Source organism: Pedobacter sp. UC225_65 (assembly GCF_042698365.1).
Classification (GTDB): domain Bacteria; phylum Bacteroidota; class Bacteroidia; order Sphingobacteriales; family Sphingobacteriaceae; genus Pedobacter.
In genome coordinates this window covers 3,977,270-3,997,142 of record NZ_CP170550.1, presented here as the reverse complement: position 1 = coordinate 3,997,142, position 19,873 = coordinate 3,977,270, and the positions used below count along the sequence as shown (strand labels likewise).

The window sequence follows — 19,873 nt, the reverse complement described above, 5'->3', positions numbered from 1 at the left end:
AATAACTAAGCCGAGATTGCAAATCCCGACCAGCCTATACACCTATAGAAGAATATTTATCCATTTAACCAATCCTGATTACGATTCCTTTTTACATTTAATTAAAAAAAAGGGTTGACTCTCACTAATGGCCATCACTTCAATTAATCCAGTTTTACCAAATTCTGATTTGATCGATTCTTCATCGTAAAAGAACATCTTTACCCCATCAAATATTTCATAACGGTCTTTACTGATAAATTCACCCTGTCCATAGGTATGCGCCGCCTTTGAGATTACCGTAAAGACCATATACCCACCCTCAGATAATTGGCTATAACAATCACGGATCAATTTTTCTCTTTCGCTACTGTCTAATAAATGGATCAATGCATAACAAAAGATCCCCTCATATTGTTGTTGATCAAATGGCATATCGGTTACAGAACCATGGTGGATGACCATCGCTGTTCCATAATGTTTTCTGGCCATTTCAATTGCAGTTTTCGAAATCTCTATCCCGGTTACAGTTATTCCATTTTCGGTAAAAGTCTGCGCATTCCGTCCATAACCAATCCCAGGATCAGGATGTTCTTTATCGATTTTTCGACAAAAAAATCCTTTGTCAATACCGCAGATTTTGATGGCTCAAAACCCCACATCTCCTGTTTTTCGCCAAAGGCTGTCTCCCAAAACTCTGGTTTTTTGTTTTCTTTTTCCATCTGCTTTATTTTTCAAATTCCTTTTCCAAACCTCGTCTTAATCAAACAACAACCATTGTTTGTTTTTTACATCTACCTGTTTCGCTTTTAACAGTTTGATAAAATCTTGAACCCCGATTTCTTCATTTCCATTGCCATGGATCAACACAATACTACCAGCATTCGGCTGTTGCCCTTTCGCCAACCAGGCATCACTACCTATCGGAATCAGCCCATAAGCCGCTATTTTTGCTACAATCTGCTGATCAGATACCAATCCAGGAAAGCGAAAAAAGACAGAGGGGCTTAGCCCATTCTTAAGCATCAGCTTTTCATTTTCTAAAACTTCAACATTCAGGTCCGTATTTTTGGCCAATAGAAAGTTCTCGGTCAAAGGCAACTTATTTACTTCATGGTTATAAGAGTGATTGACCCATGTAATGTCCAGTTCTTTTTGTACCACCAGACTTTTCAACCAATTGAGCTCATCCACATGTTTAAGCATCCATTTGCCAGACACAGAAATGGCCAAAGGAACAGGTTGTTGTATATTTTTAAATGCATTGATCAATGATTGAAAGATTATCCGATCTAGTGGCTTATGAGATGGGCAAAGATCAATCGTCAATGCAATTCCCTTTTCTTGTGGTATGGCATGGTCAATACCTGCATTTTGTAAAGGGCTTCCATTTTGTAAAGCCACTTCCAATGCTTTGACATAAGCCGATTGCCTAAAAATAGCCTGCACATTACCTAAGGCCAAATTAGAAAGTGAATAGTTAGCTGCAACATCAACCTTGGTATTTAAAGTTTCTGGATTTACCAAAAGCAGGTATTTTTTACCCTCATTTACAAAACTCCTGATGGCGATCAATTTTTCAGTGTCGTGCGTAGCTAAAGCGTAATTTACCTTATAGCGCGTTATATCTTCAAAATTTTGCGCATTGGCCTTCAAGAAAAACAATAGCAAGATGAGCAGCGGTGGTAATTTCATTATCCAAATATAAACACAATTTGTTTTTACAGACGCCCTTAAAATGTCAGCCAAGCTTCCCTTTTGTAATTTACAACTTACATTCCTTTTCCTATTCCTTATCTTTGCAACATGACAAAATTATCGGTTAACATCAATAAGATTGCCACCTTGCGCAACAGCCGTGGAGGCAATAATCCTGACCTGGTGAAAGTGGCTTTAGATTGTGAACGTTTTGGTGCACAAGGCATCACGGTGCACCCGCGCCCAGACGAGCGTCATATTCGTTATCAGGATACTTTTGATCTAAAAGCTGTGATTGCCACCGAATTTAACATCGAAGGCAATTGTCGTGAACAGAAATTCATTGATTTAGTTTTGGCCAATCAACCTGCCCAAGTTACCTTGGTACCCGACACGGAAGGTCAACTGACCTCTAACCATGGTTGGAATACCATTAAAGAACAGGCTTATCTGAAAGATATGGTGGCCATTTTTAAAGATGCAGGCATCCGTGTTTCTATTTTTGTAGAGTCCAGTTATCGAAATGGTTGAAGGCGCCTTGGCAACAGGAACAGATCGCATCGAATTGTATACCGAAGCCTATGCAAGCGGCTATCACCAAAACAAGGAACAGGCCATTGCCCCTTATGTTGCCGCTGCCCGAAAAGCCAACGAACTGGGTTTAGGAATCAATGCTGGGCACGATCTTGACCTACATAACCTGCAATATTTTGCACAACAGATTCCAAATCTTTTAGAAGTTTCCATCGGCCATGCCCTGATCAGTGATGCTTTGTATTTAGGTCTGGAAAATACCATCCAACAATATTTAAAACAATTAGCTTAATCTCTTCGTCATCCCGCTGGGACAGTGGTCAGCAATCTAAAGATGATTTCCACTTTATCCTTAATGACGTTTTAATCCATATCCTATGCTCAAAGGTGTAATCCTTGTACTTTTTGGTGCCTGTAGTTTTGGCATCCTTTCTACTTTTGTTAAATTGGCTTATGCCGAAGGTTATAACCTCTCAGATGTGACTGGCACACAGGCCTTTTTTGGCATGGTGCTGTTGTGGGCCACCTATTTGATCCAAACAAAATTCAGATCAAAAGAAACTCCAAAACCTATTTTAAAAACGCATTGGGCCAAACTAGTGGCCGCAGGTGCATTTTCTGGCATGGTGAGCCTTTGTTATTACCAATGTGTAAAGTTGGTTCCGGCTTCGGTAGCCATCATCTTATTGATGCAATTTGTATGGATAAGCGTATTGTTGGAGCTGATCTTCTACAAAAAGAAACCTACCAAAAGTCAGATCCTAGCCATTATCTTTATTCTAGGCGGAACTGTTTTGGCCAGTGGCTGGTTGGGCACTCCAATTGAACAGCTTAATGTAATGGGCATTGTGTATGGTTTGATTTCTGCACTCTTTTATGCTTCATTTTTAATGTTAAACGGCAAATTGGGCACTGAATATCCCGTATTAAAGAAGAGTGCCTTGATGATTACCGGTGCTTGTATCATTATCTTTATCCTTTTACCACCCCACTTTTTAATCAATGGTGCCTTAGGAGGCAGCTTATTGAAATGGGGGATGATCCTTGCGGTATTTGGTACAGTTATTCCTCCATTATGTTTTGCTTCAGGTATTCCAAAAGCAGGATTGACCCTCAGTTCGATCTTAAGCTCTGTAGAACTGCCTGTGGCGGTAAGCATGTCGGCATTGGTATTAAACGAAGAAGTAAGCTTGGTACGTTGGTTAGGTGTAGCCATTATTTTAGGCGCCATGGTTTTACCAAATTTGGAAAATATAAAAAAGGGGAATATCTTTAAAACAAAAACAACATGAAGAAACAGCTTTTTGCATTGATTACCTTAGCTGCATTAGCCTTTGGCGGATGTAAAAACGTAGCCACGATCAACGAGAGTGAAGCCGGAGAAGTGATTACAGATTACTTAAAAGGAAACCCTGAATATAAAACAGACCGTTTCTATTTTGGCGAGATCAAATTCAACAGCAGAAAAGAAATGTTGGAACTAGAAAAATACAAGACACTGGCCAACGAAGGTTATATCTCGATGACCTTACAGGAAGGCAAAAAGAAGTTTTTGTCTAAAGACAGTAGTTTTGTCTACCTCATTAAATTAACTGACAAATCGAAAGAATTGGTTTTAAAACAAGATGAAGATAAAGCAACCGTAAAAGTGGTTGACTATATCCTGTCTAGCGAAAAGCCTGTGAATTTCTCTAGGGTAAACGACAATAACGCAAAAGTTACGGTTTCATTAAAGAAAGAGAACACCGTATTTGCCCCTTTTCAAAAGAACAGCTCGAATAATAGCGATTTCATTACCAAAACCTACCGGTTGAAACTGGATAAGGAAGAAGGCTGGAAAGTGAACAAATGATCAAATTAAAAAATCTTATTCAGCTTTTAATCGGTTAAAAGCCGAATAAGATTCCGCTATAGCTAGGCCAAACGGCTATGGAACATCTATAGCAGGCCCTGGATCTTCAATCGGGCAATGCCATAGGATACAACCCGGTGGACTATAATAAGGTGGGTGGTATGGACCTGCTTCTGCATCTTCGATACATTTATTACACATGGGGTGCATTTCTTCTTCGCCTCCTCCACCCATGATCTTTTTCATTTCGCTTTTGGCAAGCAGCATTTCTGAATTTAATTTTTTCATGTTCTTGGGTTAAAACTTTAATAAAAATTGTGGTTTACCTTGGCTTATCAGCCTAACACTGGTCCTGGAGGTTCTGGCGTTGGGCAATGCCACCTTAAACAGCCTTCAGGAGAATAAACCGGTGGATGGTAAGGATCAGCTTCCGCTTCTTCAATACAACGCGTACATAAGGCAGGGTACTGCCATTCGTCGCCGCCACCAACAACTTTTTTCATTTCACCCTTTGAAAGGGAATTTAACTTTTTCATATTTTTTGGTTTAGGTTATAACTAAAAATACACATAATCAGAATAAATACAATAGCTTACGTGTTATTTTTAATGAAAGGATAGATTGAACAATGCCAATCAAACTTCTGGTTTGTCTCCACACGAACCAGCGTTTGCAATCAACACGAACCATGTAATTTTCCAGTCTGTTTTTGCCACCAAAATATGACGTTTTAGCTTGTATTTCATGCCAATAAATAGTTGCAAATTTCTTACCTTTGCGCAATCATTTATTGCTATACTTCATGAGCTTAAACATCCACTACCAAGAAGACTTTCAAGACCGCCATATTGCTCCAAATGCGGAAGATACTGCGGCAATGCTACACACTATTGGTGTAAAATCTATTGACGAACTGATTGAACAGACCGTTCCTCAAAAGATCAGGTTAAAGCAGCCTTTAAACCTGCCAAAGGCAAAATCTGAAATTGAATACCTAACCAGTTTAAAACAGACTGCTTCTTTAAACAAGGTCTTCAAATCTTACATTGGTCAAGGTTATTATGATACACTAACCCCTGGTGTAATTTTACGTAATGTAATGGAAAACCCGGGATGGTATACCCAGTATACACCGTATCAAGCAGAAATTGCACAAGGTCGTTTACAGGCCCTGTTAAATTTCCAGACCATGGTGATCGATCTAACCGGTATGGAAATTGCCAATGCCTCTTTGTTAGATGAAGGTACAGCAGCTGCTGAAGCCATGTTTATGCAATACAGCTTACGTAAAGACCAAAAAGCGACAAAATATTTTGTTTCGGAGCTGATCTTTGCACAAACAATCGACATTTTAAAAACCCGTGCCAATCCATTCGGTATCGAATTGGTCGATCGGTAACCATGAAGAATTTACGGCTACCGAAGAATTTTTCGGTGCAATTGTACAATATCCGGCAGGTAATGGCGAAGTGTTCGATTACACTAGTTTTGCTACTACACTACATGGCAAAAACATTAAATTAACGGTAATTGCCGATCTATTGAGCTTAACGTTATTAACGCCTCCGGGAGAATGGGGTGCCGATGTAGTGGTAGGTACAACCCAACGTTTTGGTGTGCCAATGGGCTTTGGTGGACCGCATGCAGCTTATTTTGCTACAAAAGACGAGTACAAACGTTCTATCCCTGGTCGTATTATCGGGGTAACGATTGATAGCAATGACAACTATGCATTGCGTATGGCACTTCAAACCCGCGAGCAACACATCCGTAGAGATAAAGCCACTTCAAATATCTGTACTGCACAGGCATTATTGGCGATCATGGCTGGTTTTTATGCCGCTTACCATGGTCCTAAAGGTTTGAAACTAATTGCAGAACGTACCCACGGATTAACGGCTTCATTAGCAAAATCACTTGCCGAAATTGGTTATAACGTGTTGAGCAAATCTTATTTCGATACCATTCAATTGGATTTGGGCGATTTGACAGGGTCTATCCATAAAGAATGTTTAGACAACAACATCAATCTTAACTACAACGGAAACTTGGTGAGCATTTCATTGGATGAAACAACTTCATTCGAGGATATAAAATTGTTGGTTCGTATCTTCTCTAAAGTAAAAGGGATTTCAGCAGACAACCTCACTGTTATCGAAGCGGTAGAAACGACTATCCCTGCTAACTTACAACGTACTTCAGCATATTTAACACATCCGGTTTTCAATGCACACCATTCTGAGCATGAGATGTTACGTTATATCAAATCATTAGAGACCAAAGATCTTTCACTTTGTCATTCGATGATTGCTTTGGGCTCATGTACCATGAAATTGAATGCAACCAGCGAAATGATTCCGGTTACTTGGCCTGAGTTTGGTAAAGTGCATCCATTTGCACCTGCTGATCAAGTATTGGGTTATTATACCGTATTTAACGAGTTGGACAAATGGTTAAGTGAAATTACTGGTTTTGCTGCCATGAGCTTACAGCCAAATGCTGGTGCCCAAGGTGAGTATGCTGGTTTAATGGTCGATCAGAGCCTACCATCAGGATAGAGGAGATTTCCACCGTAATATCGCTTTGATTCCTGCTTCGGCACATGGCACCAACCCTGCTTCTGCAGCAATGGCTGGCATGAAGATCATCGTAGTTAAATCGTTAGAAAACGGAAACATCGATGTAGAAGATTTAAAGGCAAAAGCTATTGAACATGCAGAAAATCTTTCTTGTTTAATGGTTACCTATCCATCAACACATGGTGTTTTCGAAGAGAGCATCATCGACATCTGTAACATCATCCACGAAAACGGTGGACAGGTTTACATGGATGGAGCCAACATGAACGCACAAGTTGGTTTAACCAGCCCGGCTAATATCGGTGCAGACGTTTGCCACTTGAACTTACATAAAACATTCTGCATTCCACATGGTGGAGGTGGTCCTGGTATGGGTCCGATTGGTGTGGCAGCTCACTTGGTAAAATACTTGCCAGGTCATGCTGTGGTCAACATCAATAACGAAAAATCTATCCCGGCTGTTTCTTCAGCACCATGGGGTTCTGCATCTATCTTGATCATTTCTCATGCGTATATCGCAATGATGGGTGGTGAAGGTTTAACTGATGCAACCAAATATGCAATCTTAAATGCCAACTACATGAAAGCCCGTTTAGAGGCACATTATCCAGTATTGTATTCTGGTGCGCAAGGTCGTTGTGCCCACGAAATGATCTTGGATTGTCGTGGTTTCAAAAACTTTGGTATTGAAGTAGTAGATATTGCCAAACGTTTAATGGACTATGGTTTCCATGCACCAACGGTTTCTTTCCCTGTTGCTGGAACTTTAATGGTTGAGCCTACAGAAAGTGAGCCGAAACATGAGTTAGATCGTTTCTGTGATGCTTTGATTGCCATCAGAAATGAGATTGCCGCTGTAGAGAACGGAAGTTTAGATAAAACTGACAATCCTTTAAAAAATGCACCACATACTTCTGCGGTAGTAACCGCAAATGAATGGACACATGGTTACAGTCGACAGACCGCAGCTTTCCCATTACCGTATGTTGCTGCTTATAAATTCTGGCCATCTGTAGGCAGGGTAAACGACAGTCATGGCGATAGAGCTTTGATCTGTGCATGTCCTCCTATAGAAAGTTACATGGAAGAAGAAGCAATTGCTTAAAAAAAAGTCCCGACCAAAAATCGGGACTTTTTTTTGAAAAGGAATTTATACTATTTATATACCGATCTTGATGCCCACGTTTATACCTAAACCTCCAATATTGATATAAGATTTAAGGTCATCACTTGGTTTGCTCGAATCGTAACCAGCTGTTCCGGGTACGTTAGAGCTAGAAGTTAATGTTTTATGGTAATTGGTTTCTCTTGTCCCAGTAGGCAGGTCATTTAAGCCTACATTTACTTTAGAGTCCATTTCCTAATGTACCTACTGCATTAAAACTCCTCACCTCTTTGCTATCACTGTTTACAGATACGTTACGGTATTCGATTTCACTAAAGAAACTGATGTTCTTGCCCAAAGGATAATTAAAACCAGCAGCACCCAAAAAGCCAACCGTTGGTTTTGGCTTAACCCTTTCTGTTCTTGTCAACTCAACCGCTACAAAATTAGGGTTTACTGTTTTGGCAATGGATCCAGTTTGATCGCTAACTACGGTATTGATATCTAAATAACCATAGACAGGCACCACTGCACCTATTTTTAGATAGGGTTTAAATTTAGCTTGTGTAGGCAGGTGAAACACTAACGATGGTGTTAAATCTACCGCAGTAACCTGCCCTACAGATTTTAACCCTAAAACTTGTGTACTTCCGATATAGCCTGTCTGTTTGGCCATGGTATTTTCTTCGCTCTTAAAAAAGTTCGCACCCATTTCTAGCGCTACCACTTCATTGAACCTAAAACCTCCAGTTAATCCTGCTCTCCAACCTTGCCCAAAAGAGCCCGTAATGGTTTCTTCCGATATTCTTGTCTGTGCCCCTGTAAGCGGATTAATTGAAAATACATAATCTCTTGGTTGTAAAGAACCTACATTGGGAAATTCTACAGGAGTAACCTTCAAAAAATAACTACCAGAAGGTTTTAAATAGAAACCCCTTCCTTCTTGGGCAATTGCCCCTAAAGACGTTGCCGCAAGTAATGCGACGGCTAAAATCAGCTTTTTCATAACAATAAAGTTTAGTACATAACAAACATATTAATTATGCTTGCATAGTATATTTAACGCAGAAAATGTTCGAAATGTTTTCTTTAAAGAAAATTTCTCTTATCATTTTTAAGTCATAAACATGATAAGATATCAAAACATCGTCTGATACTTTCTACTTTTGCTAACAGTGTTAACTTATTTCAATGGCAGTAACAGCGCGTAGATTAAAACAAAAAGAAGCCGTAAGGGAATCCATCCTGAATGCTTCAAAAACCATCGTTTTAAAAGAAGGATGGCAAGCGGTTTCTATGCGGAAGATAGCTGATGCCATTGGCTATAGTCTACCCGTAGTGTATAACCATTTTGAGAGCAAGGACGCTATTCTCGAAGAATTTGTGAAATACGGATTTGAGCTATTGGGCAAAGAGATGTCAACTGCCAAAGCTAGATCAACAGATCCAGCTCAACAACTGACCGATATGGCCATTGCCTATTTCGAGTTTGCCTTTTTACAAAGGGAATATTACCAGATGATGTTTGGCTTGGGTATGCCCAGCTGCGAAAGGGTTAGCCAGATTCCTGAAATCGGCAAATATGCAGCCATTGTAATCAGTACCATACAAACATTAAGCAATGCCCAGAGCGTGGAAGAAAAAACCATTCTAAAATACCATACCTTTTGGTCGATCCTTCACGGACTGAGTTCTATCAACATGGTGAACATTACGGCAACACCAAATGAGATGCAACAGCGGGTGCTACTTGATGCCGTTCAAGGTTTCATCAAAAATATAAACAGTTAATTTTTAAAATAATCATATCATAAAATACCCCCATGAGTTTAATAGAAGCGCTAAATTGGCGATATGCCACAAAAAAAATGAATGGCCAACCAGTGCCACAAGAAAAAGTAGACCAAATTTTAGAGGCGGCACGTTTGGCGCCAACCTCTTCTGGCCTACAACCTTTCAAGATGATCGTGGTAACCAACCCCGATTTGAAACAAACACTTTTGCCACATTCATATAACCAATCACAGATCATAGACTGTTCTCACCTTTTGGTTTTTGCAGCTTGGGACAACTATACTGAAGAGCGTATCAACCAAGTTTTTGAACGCAACAACAACGAGCGTGGCCTACCTCATTCTACGACAGCAGATTACCAGAACATGTTGATCGGTAATTATGTACCAAGAACAGCAGAGGTCAACTTCCAGCATGCTGCCCGCCAGGCCTATATTGGCTTTGGTTTGGCCCTTGCAGAAGCAGCCTTATTAAAAGTTGATGCCACCCCAATGGAAGGTTTTGACAATGCACAATACGACGAAATCTTAAACCTTAAAGAAAAAGGATTGAGAAGTGTAACCATTATGCCATTGGGTTATAGAGACGAAACTGGCGATTGGTTGGTTAACCTTAAAAAGGTACGTCAACCTAAAGCAGACTTCATTATCGAGTTTAAATAAAAAACTAGCGTTAAGCTATGGGTGTATCGCAAAACGGTGCACCCATTTTTTATGCCTTTTTAATTGTAAAAATATGTTAAAGATTGCTCTTAATGCCTTTCCATTAAGCAATAATCAATATATTAGCGAATATACAATCAGCTTATTCCAATTTAATGAAATTTACCAGGATCCTATTTGCACTGCTCTTTTTAACAGGTCTCTCTGCTTTTGCACAACAAGATAGCATTGCATTGAATAACATCATCAGCAAGACCAAAAAACTGTCTGATGAGCAGCCAATAGAAAAAGTATATCTACATTTTGATAAACCTTACTATGCAGTAGCCGATACCATGTGGTTTAAAGCTTATGTAACCATAGAGCAAAACCTACCTTCACCATTGAGCAAGATTGTTTATGTAGATGTTTTCAATGCGAAGGATTCTTTGATACAAACCTTAAAGCTACCCGTAAAAAATAGTGTGGCCTATGGCAATATTCCTTTGAATATGACTACCTATCAACAAGGTAACTACTATGTAAAAGCATATACGGTCTGGATGCTCAATTTTGACAGCGCCTATTTCTTCTCTAAAAACATTACCCTTGGTGAGGCCATTGACAAACAGCTGAATACCTATGTTTCTTTTACCAACGAAGCTGTAGACAAAAACATTAAAACAACGGTCAAGATCCAGTTCAAAGACCTCAATAAAAAGGTATATGCCAATAAACAGGTAAACTGGCGGGTATTTTCGAACTACGATGAATTTGCAAAAGGCAAAGGCACAACCGACCAGAATGGTGTTTTAAGCATCAATGTAACCAGTAAAAATGGAGAAGCGATTACCCGAGGAGAGATCATCACCGATATTGTTGTTGGCGAAAAAGAAACGGCTACAGCAAACTTTAAACTGAAGCAGTCTTTAAATGAATTCGATTTTCAGTTCTTTCCAGAAGGCGGGGAACTGATCAGTGGCGTACCGAACCAGATTGGTTTCAAGGCCATCAAAAATTCTGGTCTGGGTGTCGACATCAAAGGAAGTATCATCGACGAGCAGAACAACGAAATTGCCACTTTTACTTCTGGCTTTGCTGGCATGGGTTCATTTTATCTTACCCCAGAAAACGGCAAAAGCTACACAGCGAAAATTACCTTAAAAGACGGAACTGTTAAAAACTTTAACCTCCCTAAGGCAGCTGCATCAGGTATTGGCTTACAAGCTACAAATGCACCTGGCGATTTTATCAATGTAAAGATCATTGCTAATATTCCTTTTTTCGAAGCCAATAAAGGGAAAACATTTTTTGTGGTTACCCAAAATGCAAATGTGGTTTATTATGCGGCAAAAGCTAGTTTATCAAACCAAGTTGTCCTGATCAAGATACCTAAGAAGGACATTCCTTCTGGCATTGCACAGATTACTTTATTCAATTCAGAAAACCAACCTTTAAGTGAGCGTTTAACTTTTGTTTTACATGCCGATGCGATGAGCTTGGCCTTAAAATCTGACCTACCAACCTATAAACCCCGCCAAAAGGTAAAGTTGACCTTGGATGCAAAAGCTGCAGGTGTACCAGCTATTGGCGACTTCTCTATTTCGGTAATTGATGAGCAGAAAGTACCTGTTGATGAAAATAGCGAGACAACCATTTTAAGCTCCTTGTTGCTAACTTCAGACCTGAAAGGCTATGTAGAGAAACCTAATTACTATTTTGTAAAGACCGACGACAAAAAATTGGGAGAGCTGGATAAACTAATGTTGACACAAGGCTACCGTAGGTTTGCCTATAAAGATATATTAGAAGGGAAATATCCAGCCGTGAGCTACCTGCCAGAACAAGGCATTAACATTACCGGAACATTAAGAGATTTAACTGGCATGCCGGTTAGAAAGGGCGCGATGAGGTTAGTGGTAACGAATAAACCGATTTCTGCTGAAACATTGACTTCAAATTCTGGACTTTTCAATTTTCAGAATCTGACATTCCCAGACTCTGCACAGGTAGTGATCAGTGCCAAGTACAATCCCAATGCCGCCAATCTGATGATCGTACTAGATGGAATGCCAACTGCGGGAGCAGGCAAAAACCCTAACCTAGTTGATGAGGTAAACAATATCGATACGGTATTGGCTGCTTATTTGAGCAATAGCCAAAAACAGTACAGGTATTTACGTACCCTTAAACAGATCGAGGTAAAAGCTCCTTCAACCGTTAAAAAACCAAGCCATACCGACCATAGCTCTTTGAGTAGCTTAGGGCAGGCAGACCATACCATTGATGGAGAAAGTTTCAACACCTGTGCGTTCTTGTTAGATTGTTTAAAATCGAGGGCAACAGGTTTAACCTATGTAGACAATGAGCAAAAATTCTATATTTCTCGCGATTACAATACAGGCACGAAGATACCCGTTCAAGTATTTCTTAATGGAATGCCTATTGATGCAAGAGATATCAATACCGTAATGACGAATGAGCTCGAATCGGTAGAAATCTTTCTTCGTGATCCATTGGGCACTATAGATCGTTTGTATGGTACAAGAGGCGTGTTGGTGATCAATACCAAAAAGAAACCAGTTGGCAAAAAAATCTCAAAACAAGAATTGATGGACATGTTCCCTAAGGCCAACGTGATCACCTATAACCCAATGGGCTATAGTAAGGAAAGGGAGTTTTATTCGCCAAAATATCTACCTGCAGCTCCAATTACGAATACGGATCTACGTACTACCATTTATTGGAACCCAAAGGTAGTGACCGATGATAAAGGAAATGTAAACCTCGAATTTTTCAATGCTGATGGGAAAGGTACTTATCGTGCGGTAATAGAAGGATTTGATAAAAATGGCAATATCGGTAGAACCGTTTTAAGATATACCGTAAAATAAAAATCCTGCACTATTGTTACCAATAGTGCAGGATAATTTTCTAATTGCTTAGCAATTCTTTAATCCCTTTGCATAGCTCTTCCATTTTTTGATAAGAGGTCAAGGAATTTTTCTGTTTTTTAAAGTCGATCACAATAAAGCCTGGCTCAGCTTTTAGGTAAAACCTGGTGCTGTCTGGCAATACGATATCCATATTTTTAACATCACTTGGGGCTGTAAAAAGTGCATCGTCTTTTAAGGTCTCTTCAATATAGGCTACAACTTTTTCTGTTTTCTTTTTGGGATAAGAAGCTTCGAAATTGTATCCTACGTCGTTGTTTTTAATGCTAATGGATTGATTCTCCGAATCAACTCCAAAATTACAACCGAAGCCTAGTGTTGCCACAATCAGGCTCAGGATCAGGTATGATTTTTTCATTGGGTTATATTTAAAATAAATATTGGTTTTAACTATTGGGTATTCAAATGGTCTAAGTTATTTTGGGGCTTAACCACCTGCTCTATTTTTGATATCATCAGTTGCTGTATTTCTTTCGCGGGCCGATTTTACATTCTGGTTTCCGAAGCTATAGCTGATGCTAAATGAGGCCCTCCTACTAATGTAATTGTTTTGCACCCTTAAATTTACATTCTGGTATTGCAAAGTGCCTTTCCAATAATTGGTTGCAAATATATCATCCACATTTAAGCGAAACTTCAGTTTCTTGGCCAAGACACTTTTTTGCACACCCATGTTTAAGGCATATTGATAGATGGTGGTGCGCTCCAACCCTCTAACCCTAGGCGAATTTAACCAAAAGCTACTTTCTATGGTCCAATTCTGTGCTAAGCTTATCGTATTTGAAATGTTAAAATTATACGCCACTTTTTGCAGTTGGAATGGAGCACCTTCAATGTTGTTATCGTTAAATTTATTGTAGTAAATGCTAAAATTGCTTTGTAGGTTCCACCATTTGGCCAGTTTTATAGGTAAATATATGCTGGCAGCGTAATTTTGTCCGCTTCCGATATTACCTTGCCCAACGGTTACAATCCTAGTGCTGTCATTTTGTGCCGTTTTACTATCTAAGATCAGGTCTTTGGTATTAGCGTAGTTGAGCGAAAGCGAAAGGCCACTTTTGTAGTTATAGCTCACACCAAGGTTATCGGTAAACTGAGGTTTTAAATAGGGATTACCTTGTTGAATGGTATAAGGATCCATATAAAAATTAAATGGATTTAATTGTTGGTAGTTCGGTCGATCAATACGTCTACCGTATGAGTAGTTCAGGCTATGGCCTTCACTGATCTTTCTGGTTAACAAAAACAGTTGGAAACAACGATAGATAGTTGTTGCTGGCCACCGTACTATTGGTAACAGAAGTACCAGTAGAATTGGTATACTCTGCCCTTAAGCCCATTTGCACCTGCCACTTGCCCCAATCTTTTGATAAATTGACATAAGCTGCATTGATGTTCTCCTTGTACACAAATATATTGCTTTGTCCAGCAATGTTCTGCCAGGTGTTGTTTAATAAGCGGGTTGCTAAAAAATCGTTATTGGTTTTAACATAACTACTTTTGAGACCAGCTTCAAAATTCATTGTTTTAGCTATGGGCCATGCAAAATCACTTTTGGCTGCGTAAATATCTATTCCTGTTTTGCTGTCATTTTTAAGCACAGTGGTCGAATCCAATCCATTCTGCGCATTGAAAAATTTTGTGCTGAAATTTTCTACCCCCTTATAATCAAAGCCTGAGTAATCGACATCAAAATTTAAGCTTGCTCCCTCCTTTTTAAAAGAATGTTTAAGGTTAAGGTTGACTGTATAGTTGTTGTTTGGCGTATTTGCGTCAGAGTTTTGCACCAAAGAATTGCTGTTCTTCTGGCTTCCTCTCATTTCATTGATATAGGTTTGGCTGGTATTATCGAGCTTTCTGGTACTGGCACTTCCGTCAAACATTACACCTATGGTTGTCCGATCATTTACAAAATAGTCGGCACCCAATTTCCCTCCAATTCTAGAACCCGTATATATTTTTTTAAAGTCCTGGTTAAAGGCGCTCATCAATCCCGCCGATGTAGTGGTTCGATCAAGCAATGTATTCGAAAAATTATTGTTTTTTGAAACGTTGATATTGCTAAAAAAGTTCCATTTTTCTTGGCGGTGATTAAGATTGAAGTTAACCTCACTACCATAGATGTTCTTTGGCAGACCTGATTTGATTGCATTGCGATAGGTAGATGATAAACTGCCATTGGTACCTAAACTTCTATTCTTTTTCAATTTGATATTAATGATACCCGCATTGCCTGCAGCATCGTATTTGGCCGATGGATTGGTAATGATCTCTATCGTGGCAATCTGACTGCTGCTCAGGTTGTTTAAATAAGCGCTCAAGTCGGCACCAGAAAGAAAATTATTCTTCCCATCGATCATCACCATCGTACCACTTTTATTATTGAGCAGGTACTGATCGTTCTGTCTATCTATCGTTACACCAGGCGCTTTCTCCAAAACCTCTAAAGCAGTACCACCAGTAGCTACAATGCTATTCTCTACATTTAAAACTGTTTTATCAACCCGATGCTCAACAAAGTTTTTTTTGTTCTCTACAACAATCTCTTTCAATAATTTTGTAGCCGTTTCCAATTTGATGGTTGGCAATTTCACATCTCCATCTGTTACTGTAAATTTTGCCGTTTTTGTATTTTTATAACCAACCAATGAGATAGAGAGAATATAATCCCCTGCTTTAACCTGGTCAAAAACAAAGCCTCCATCTACATCCGTTTCCATATTTTTAACCATGGCCGTATCTGGAAAACTTAACAGTTTAACAAATGCATACGACACGATTTCAGCTTTTTCATTGCTTACCTTACCCGAAATTTTGTTTGTTTTTTGGGCAAAAGAAGCCCCATATGCCAAAAGGCATGCAATTAACGTAAATAGCTTTTTCATGATTTTTGTTTAAAGGCAGCAGGCTAAATGCCTGCTGTCGGGTAATGTTTGTGTGTGTGTATGATTGGTTAGGGATTTTCGCTCTTAGGTTGGTCTAATTCACTTTTACATTTCAGTCCATCTTCGGTCATGACCCATTCTCTGTACGGGCTATCATAATTGTTATCTGTATTGCAAGAGTAGTAATAGAACTGTAAGTAGTTATAGATGTTATTGTTCAACATCAAACGTGTGCCAACAGGTACTTTCAAGGTAATATGAACCTCTTGGTTTCTCCAGATGCTCTCTTTTTTTAGATGTAGACGTGGACTAAGTGTAATCAACGAATCTTTCTGAGTGTATTTATAATTGATATTCTGTGCATTTCTTAAAGCAATTGGAAATGTTTTACCTTGCGATTCGTAAGTTTGTACCATTGTCGTCTTGTTGTTGTCGCTTTTCAAAATCTCAATCCTCACGTTTCTTGGTACTCTAAAAGGATGTTCATCATCGTTATCAATGATCACGCGGTTACCCAAGTCGATTTCGTTGATCTGATAATTTAAACTGTCCTGCTTGCTAAATGCCATGCTTTTATCTACATCGATCACATAGGTAGGATAAGCTTTAATCTCTGTAGTCTGTACCAGTTCTGCATGTTCCTGAAATTCGGAAGTGATTTTGGCTGCAAAATATACTGTAGAAGCAGCACCGATCAACCAGATGATCAATAAAGAGAAAGAAAGCGTTTTGTTAATCGCTGTTTTGTTAAAGGCAACCCTAATGGCAAACAGCACCAATGCTAGGATTGGAATAAAGGCAACCACAAATGCACCCAATACGATCTCGTTTCTAAAACCTTCATTGATAATAGACAAAGGGAAATAATCGTAGGCATTTGAATCCCAGAAGCCTAAAAATGCGGCCAAGCAGATGATCAATCCAATCAACATTCCAAAACCGCAAACAATAAAGGCACCTGCAATGATCTTCATGATGATCACAGTAGTGGCTCCGAAAAGTTTACCTATAGCATTTACCGTTTCTGTAATGAAATTACCAGAACGTTTAACCATTGGTCTAAACTGCTCATTTGCCGATTTCATATTTTCTTTAAAGGCTGCCAATTCTTCGTCAAAACTTCTTTTATAACCATATAAATTGGTGGCTTCACCTTTCATTTCCATCTTTTCGGATCCTAGAAACCGCTCTTGGCGTAGCAATCCATAAGATGATGTAGGCAAGGATACCAGTACCACCTACAAAGAACAATACAAAAAAGATCAAACGTAACCAACGTGCTTCCATATTCAGGTAGTGCCCTAAACCTGCACAAACCCCTGCAATGGCACCTTCGTCTGTATCGCGGTACAGTTTTTTCTCTGCGCCAAAATTGGCAAAATTGTTTGCTGCCGGTGCTTCTTCTTCCTCTTCTGTTTGGAAATCCTGAACGCGTCCCATTTGTGCAATTACGCCTTCAACATCGGCCAATTCGATCACCTGTTTTTGCCCTGCCTGAAGAATTTCGGTAAACATTTCTGCAATGCGGTTTTCAATATCTGTTACGATTTCGAAATCATCTGCATTCTTTGCAAAATGTTGTTTGATCTCGTTCAAGTAGGCTGTTAATACCTCGTAGGCATCCTCTTCGATGTGGATGATCGAGTTACCTATATTTATGATGAGTGTCTTTTTCATGTCTATTTGTTTAATTTTGAGAGTCTGATTGTTTTGGCGCTCCATTTTGTGAAGTGGTAATGGCATAAGCCAATTCTTGCCATGTATGATCCAATTGTTTCAAGATCTGCTTGCCATCTTCTGTAAGCACATAATATTTACGTGGTGGCCCAGAAGTAGACTCGACCCAATTGTAACCTAACAATCCGTTATTTTTTAAGCGGGTAAGCAAGGGATATAAAGTCCCCTCTACTACAAGTAGCTTTGCCTGCTTTAATTCGGCGATAATATCTGAAGCGTAAATCTCTCCCCTCGATATAATTAAAAGCACACAATATTCAAGTATGCCTTTTCGCATTTGTGTTTGCGTATTTTCTGCTATCATAAAACAAAGATATATGTTTCATATAGTATTATGCAATACATAGTACTATAATTATTTTAATTTAACCCATAAACAATTGATTTACAGCTAAATAATTTTTTATTATTTTTTCATCCTGTACTGTCATTACCAACAATTGATAGATCTATCCCTCATTCATAGGATAAATACTGTCGATTCTCGACTTATCCATCACCAAATAAAGTATCGCCAATCACTATATGAAAACAACATTTCAAAATAATATTTTAAGACTACTATTTTAGTAGTAATTATTTCATTACCTTTGCCCCTTCAAAAAAATATAAATGCTTAAAAAATCTATTGCCTTGATCAAAGCCGAGGCAGCCGAAAATTCGGAATCTTCTTTGAAAAGAAGTTTAGGTCCTTTTCAACTGATTTTGATCGGTGTGGGCCTAACTTTGGGGGCAGGTCTATTTTCAATTACAGGTTTGGCCGCAGCCAATTATGCCGGACCAGCGGTAACCATATCTTTTATCATTGCTGCATTGGGTTGTGGTTTTGCGGCCTTATGTTATGCCGAATTTGCGTCGATGATTCCTGTTGCCGGTAGTGCCTATACCTATGCTTACGCCACCATGGGCGAATGGTTTGCCTGGATCATTGGGTGGGATTTGGTGTTAGAATATTCTGTGGGCTGTGCTACGGTTGCCATTAGTTGGTCGCAATATTTAACTAAATTTTTGGCTTCCTATCATATCTTTTTACCTGCGCAATTGACCATCTCTCCTTTTGAAACCGCGAAACTTAGCGATGGAACGATTGTACATGGCTGGGTCAATATCCCTGCGGCTTTGGTGGTCGATCTTAATGACCTTGGTGGTGATCAGGGGCACAAAAGGACCTGCCATCGTCAATGCCATCATCGTATTTTTAAAGGTTGGGGTAGTATTGGTATTTATTGCATTGGGCTGGCATTACATCGACCCTGCAAACTACAAACCTTACATCCCACAAAACACAGGCGAGTTTGGCCATTTTGGTTGGAGTGGTGTATTGAGAGCTGCAGGTCTGGTCTTTTTTGTATTTATAGGTTTTGATGCAGTAGCTGCTTCTGCCCAAGAAACGAAAAACCCAAAACGCGACCTACCTATTGGTATCATCGGACTCTTATTGGTCTGTACCGTTCTTTTTGGGCTTTTTGGTCACGTAATGACAGGTCTTGCCAATTACAAAGAATTTGCGAACAGTGGAGCACCTGTGGCTATTGCCATAGAAAAAACACCTTTTACTTGGCTTAGTCAGGCTATTATCTTGGCTATTTTGATTGGCTATACCTCTGTGATCTTAATCGATCTGATGGCACAATCAAGGATGTTCTATGCCATTAGCAAAGACGGATTGTTGCCAAAGGTTTTCTCAGACTTACATCCAAAGTTTAAGACTCCTTACAAATCAAATATCTTGTTGTGTACGTTTATTGGGTTATTTGCGGCCTTTGTCCCTCTAAATGTAGTGGGAGAAATGACCAGCATCGGTACGCTATTGGCTTTCCTAATGGTTTGTGCCGGAATTTTGATCTTGCGCAAAACAGACCCTAATGCCGAAAGGCCCTTTAAAGTTCCATTGGTACCCCTCATCCCTATTTTAGGTATTCTAGTCTGTTTAACCATGATGGCTTTTATGCCATGGGAAACCTGGTTGCGTTTATTTGTTTGGCTGGCCTTGGGTATGGGCATTTATTACCTATATGGAAAAAAGAACAGTGTGTTAGGCAAATCGTTCAAGAAATAGTACAACCCAATTGAAGATAAGACTATAAAACAATTAAAATTGTTGAACAAACCTAT

The 19,873-nt window shown here is 39.3% G+C and carries 19 protein-coding genes and 3 pseudogenes; 9 read left to right on the top strand and 13 right to left on the bottom strand.

The features are described 5' to 3' along the window. Positions 1 to 78: 78 nt before the first annotated feature. Genes ACFJIZ_RS21130 through ACFJIZ_RS21120 form a run of 3 tightly spaced genes read right to left on the bottom strand, consistent with a single transcriptional unit; the run spans position 79 to position 1,674 of the window. Positions 79 to 513, bottom strand: a complete 435-nt coding sequence (locus ACFJIZ_RS21130; RefSeq protein WP_379094169.1) for a class I SAM-dependent methyltransferase — start codon at positions 511 to 513, stop codon at positions 79 to 81. Beyond that, entirely contained in the window at positions 510 to 701 is a 192-nt protein-coding gene (locus ACFJIZ_RS21125; RefSeq protein ID WP_379088743.1) for a hypothetical protein, read from the bottom strand. Before ACFJIZ_RS21125 ends, ACFJIZ_RS21130 begins: the two co-directional genes overlap by 4 nt. Before the next feature lie 37 nt (positions 702 to 738). After that, entirely contained in the window at positions 739 to 1,674 is a 936-nt protein-coding gene (locus ACFJIZ_RS21120; protein ID WP_379088740.1) for a polysaccharide deacetylase, read from the bottom strand. Between the two features lie 111 nt (positions 1,675 to 1,785). Between ACFJIZ_RS21120 and ACFJIZ_RS21115 the strand changes: the two are divergent. From ACFJIZ_RS21115 to ACFJIZ_RS21105, 3 genes and pseudogenes are all read left to right on the top strand, one after another. Next, positions 1,786 to 2,503, top strand: a pseudogene (locus ACFJIZ_RS21115) (pyridoxine 5'-phosphate synthase). An 85-nt stretch (positions 2,504 to 2,588) separates the two neighbouring features. Then, a complete protein-coding gene (locus ACFJIZ_RS21110) occupies positions 2,589 to 3,503 on the top strand; it encodes a DMT family transporter (protein WP_379088737.1) in 915 nt (304 codons plus the stop codon). Next, a complete protein-coding gene (locus tag ACFJIZ_RS21105) occupies positions 3,500 to 4,063 on the top strand; it encodes a hypothetical protein (RefSeq protein WP_379088734.1) in 564 nt (187 codons plus the stop codon). Before ACFJIZ_RS21110 ends, ACFJIZ_RS21105 begins: the two co-directional genes overlap by 4 nt. 75 nt (positions 4,064 to 4,138) lie before the next feature. Here ACFJIZ_RS21105 and ACFJIZ_RS21100 read toward each other — a convergent pair whose 3' ends face one another. Beyond that, the gene (locus tag ACFJIZ_RS21100) at positions 4,139 to 4,351 is read right to left on the bottom strand and encodes a hypothetical protein (protein WP_379088731.1); all 213 of its coding nucleotides are present in this window, start codon (positions 4,349 to 4,351) and stop codon (positions 4,139 to 4,141) included. Positions 4,352 to 4,398: 47 nt separating this feature from the next. After that, positions 4,399 to 4,566 carry a hypothetical protein gene (locus ACFJIZ_RS21095; protein WP_379088728.1) on the bottom strand — a complete coding sequence of 56 codons (168 nt, stop codon included), beginning with the start codon at positions 4,564 to 4,566 and terminating at the stop codon, positions 4,399 to 4,401. Between the two features lie 299 nt (positions 4,567 to 4,865). On the opposite strand from ACFJIZ_RS21095, the pseudogene gcvP reads away from it, so the two are divergent. Next, positions 4,866 to 7,747, top strand: a pseudogene (gcvP, locus tag ACFJIZ_RS21090) (aminomethyl-transferring glycine dehydrogenase). A 54-nt stretch (positions 7,748 to 7,801) separates the two neighbouring features. On the opposite strand, the gene ACFJIZ_RS21085 reads toward gcvP, so the two are convergent. After that, positions 7,802 to 7,999 (bottom strand): hypothetical protein, encoded by a 198-nt coding sequence (locus tag ACFJIZ_RS21085; RefSeq protein ID WP_379088725.1) that lies wholly within the window; start codon positions 7,997 to 7,999, stop codon positions 7,802 to 7,804. Continuing rightward, the gene (locus ACFJIZ_RS21080) at positions 7,989 to 8,753 is read right to left on the bottom strand and encodes an outer membrane beta-barrel protein (protein ID WP_379088722.1); all 765 of its coding nucleotides are present in this window, start codon (positions 8,751 to 8,753) and stop codon (positions 7,989 to 7,991) included. Before ACFJIZ_RS21080 ends, ACFJIZ_RS21085 begins: the two co-directional genes overlap by 11 nt. Before the next feature lie 185 nt (positions 8,754 to 8,938). Here ACFJIZ_RS21080 and ACFJIZ_RS21075 point away from each other — a divergent pair, with 185 nt between their 5' ends. The 3 genes from ACFJIZ_RS21075 (at position 8,939) to ACFJIZ_RS21065 (ending at position 13,076) form a co-directional block, all read left to right on the top strand. Continuing rightward, positions 8,939 to 9,538, top strand: a complete 600-nt coding sequence (locus tag ACFJIZ_RS21075; protein ID WP_379088719.1) for a TetR/AcrR family transcriptional regulator — start codon at positions 8,939 to 8,941, stop codon at positions 9,536 to 9,538. Between the two features lie 32 nt (positions 9,539 to 9,570). Further along, entirely contained in the window at positions 9,571 to 10,203 is a 633-nt protein-coding gene (locus tag ACFJIZ_RS21070) for an NAD(P)H-dependent oxidoreductase (protein WP_379088716.1), read from the top strand. Positions 10,204 to 10,358: 155 nt separating this feature from the next. After that, entirely contained in the window at positions 10,359 to 13,076 is a 2,718-nt protein-coding gene (locus ACFJIZ_RS21065; protein ID WP_379088713.1) for a carboxypeptidase regulatory-like domain-containing protein, read from the top strand. Positions 13,077 to 13,116: 40 nt separating this feature from the next. Here the strand turns inward: ACFJIZ_RS21065 and ACFJIZ_RS21060 are convergent, their stop codons facing one another. The 6 genes from ACFJIZ_RS21060 to ACFJIZ_RS21035 form a co-directional block, all read right to left on the bottom strand. Continuing rightward, complete coding sequence (locus tag ACFJIZ_RS21060) at positions 13,117 to 13,494, bottom strand: hypothetical protein (RefSeq protein ID WP_379088710.1); 378 nt, start codon at positions 13,492 to 13,494, stop codon at positions 13,117 to 13,119. Between the two features lie 69 nt (positions 13,495 to 13,563). Further along, positions 13,564 to 14,379 carry an outer membrane beta-barrel family protein gene (locus tag ACFJIZ_RS21055; RefSeq protein ID WP_379088707.1) on the bottom strand — a complete coding sequence of 272 codons (816 nt, stop codon included), beginning with the start codon at positions 14,377 to 14,379 and terminating at the stop codon, positions 13,564 to 13,566. After that, positions 14,357 to 16,021 carry an outer membrane beta-barrel protein gene (locus ACFJIZ_RS21050; RefSeq protein WP_379088704.1) on the bottom strand — a complete coding sequence of 555 codons (1,665 nt, stop codon included), beginning with the start codon at positions 16,019 to 16,021 and terminating at the stop codon, positions 14,357 to 14,359. Before ACFJIZ_RS21050 ends, ACFJIZ_RS21055 begins: the two co-directional genes overlap by 23 nt. A 68-nt stretch (positions 16,022 to 16,089) precedes the next feature. Continuing rightward, positions 16,090 to 17,187 carry a hypothetical protein gene (locus ACFJIZ_RS21045; protein ID WP_379088701.1) on the bottom strand — a complete coding sequence of 366 codons (1,098 nt, stop codon included), beginning with the start codon at positions 17,185 to 17,187 and terminating at the stop codon, positions 16,090 to 16,092. After that, complete coding sequence (locus tag ACFJIZ_RS21040; protein WP_379088698.1) at positions 17,171 to 17,698, bottom strand: PspC domain-containing protein; 528 nt, start codon at positions 17,696 to 17,698, stop codon at positions 17,171 to 17,173. The genes ACFJIZ_RS21045 and ACFJIZ_RS21040 overlap by 17 nt, the downstream gene beginning before the upstream one ends. Positions 17,699 to 17,708: 10 nt before the next feature. Beyond that, positions 17,709 to 18,062, bottom strand: coding sequence for a PadR family transcriptional regulator (locus ACFJIZ_RS21035; RefSeq protein WP_055132422.1), 354 nt, complete (start codon positions 18,060 to 18,062; stop codon positions 17,709 to 17,711). 308 nt (positions 18,063 to 18,370) lie between these two features. On the opposite strand from ACFJIZ_RS21035, the pseudogene ACFJIZ_RS21030 reads away from it, so the two are divergent. Together ACFJIZ_RS21030 and ACFJIZ_RS21025 are read left to right on the top strand one after the other, a co-directional pair. Next, positions 18,371 to 18,715: pseudogene (locus tag ACFJIZ_RS21030) on the top strand (amino acid permease); the annotation flags it as partial. Between the two features lie 121 nt (positions 18,716 to 18,836). Further along, positions 18,837 to 19,817, top strand: coding sequence for an APC family permease (locus tag ACFJIZ_RS21025; protein ID WP_379088694.1), 981 nt, complete (start codon positions 18,837 to 18,839; stop codon positions 19,815 to 19,817). Positions 19,818 to 19,873 lie beyond the last annotated feature (56 nt).

Bases quoted from the DNA above. Each gene is read 5' to 3' on its own strand.
- ACFJIZ_RS21125 (WP_379088743.1), bottom strand. From the start codon at position 701: ATGGAAAAAGAAAACAAAAAACCAGAGTTTTGGGAGACAGCCTTTGGC.
- ACFJIZ_RS21120 (WP_379088740.1), bottom strand. From the start codon at position 1,674: ATGAAATTACCACCGCTGCTCATCTTGCTATTGTTTTTCTTGAAGGCC.
- ACFJIZ_RS21110 (WP_379088737.1), top strand. From the start codon at position 2,589: ATGCTCAAAGGTGTAATCCTTGTACTTTTTGGTGCCTGTAGTTTTGGC.
- ACFJIZ_RS21105 (WP_379088734.1), top strand. From the start codon at position 3,500: ATGAAGAAACAGCTTTTTGCATTGATTACCTTAGCTGCATTAGCCTTT.
- ACFJIZ_RS21100 (WP_379088731.1), bottom strand. From the start codon at position 4,351: ATGAAAAAATTAAATTCAGAAATGCTGCTTGCCAAAAGCGAAATGAAA.
- ACFJIZ_RS21095 (WP_379088728.1), bottom strand. From the start codon at position 4,566: ATGAAAAAAGTTGTTGGTGGCGGCGACGAATGGCAGTACCCTGCCTTA.
- ACFJIZ_RS21085 (WP_379088725.1), bottom strand. From the start codon at position 7,999: ATGGACTCTAAAGTAAATGTAGGCTTAAATGACCTGCCTACTGGGACA.
- ACFJIZ_RS21080 (WP_379088722.1), bottom strand. From the start codon at position 8,753: ATGAAAAAGCTGATTTTAGCCGTCGCATTACTTGCGGCAACGTCTTTA.
- ACFJIZ_RS21075 (WP_379088719.1), top strand. From the start codon at position 8,939: ATGGCAGTAACAGCGCGTAGATTAAAACAAAAAGAAGCCGTAAGGGAA.
- ACFJIZ_RS21070 (WP_379088716.1), top strand. From the start codon at position 9,571: ATGAGTTTAATAGAAGCGCTAAATTGGCGATATGCCACAAAAAAAATG.
- ACFJIZ_RS21065 (WP_379088713.1), top strand. From the start codon at position 10,359: ATGAAATTTACCAGGATCCTATTTGCACTGCTCTTTTTAACAGGTCTC.
- ACFJIZ_RS21060 (WP_379088710.1), bottom strand. From the start codon at position 13,494: ATGAAAAAATCATACCTGATCCTGAGCCTGATTGTGGCAACACTAGGC.
- ACFJIZ_RS21050 (WP_379088704.1), bottom strand. From the start codon at position 16,021: ATGAAAAAGCTATTTACGTTAATTGCATGCCTTTTGGCATATGGGGCT.
- ACFJIZ_RS21045 (WP_379088701.1), bottom strand. From the start codon at position 17,187: ATGGAAATGAAAGGTGAAGCCACCAATTTATATGGTTATAAAAGAAGT.
- ACFJIZ_RS21040 (WP_379088698.1), bottom strand. From the start codon at position 17,698: ATGAAAAAGACACTCATCATAAATATAGGTAACTCGATCATCCACATC.
- ACFJIZ_RS21035 (WP_055132422.1), bottom strand. From the start codon at position 18,062: ATGATAGCAGAAAATACGCAAACACAAATGCGAAAAGGCATACTTGAA.
- ACFJIZ_RS21025 (WP_379088694.1), top strand. From the start codon at position 18,837: ATGGAACGATTGTACATGGCTGGGTCAATATCCCTGCGGCTTTGGTGG.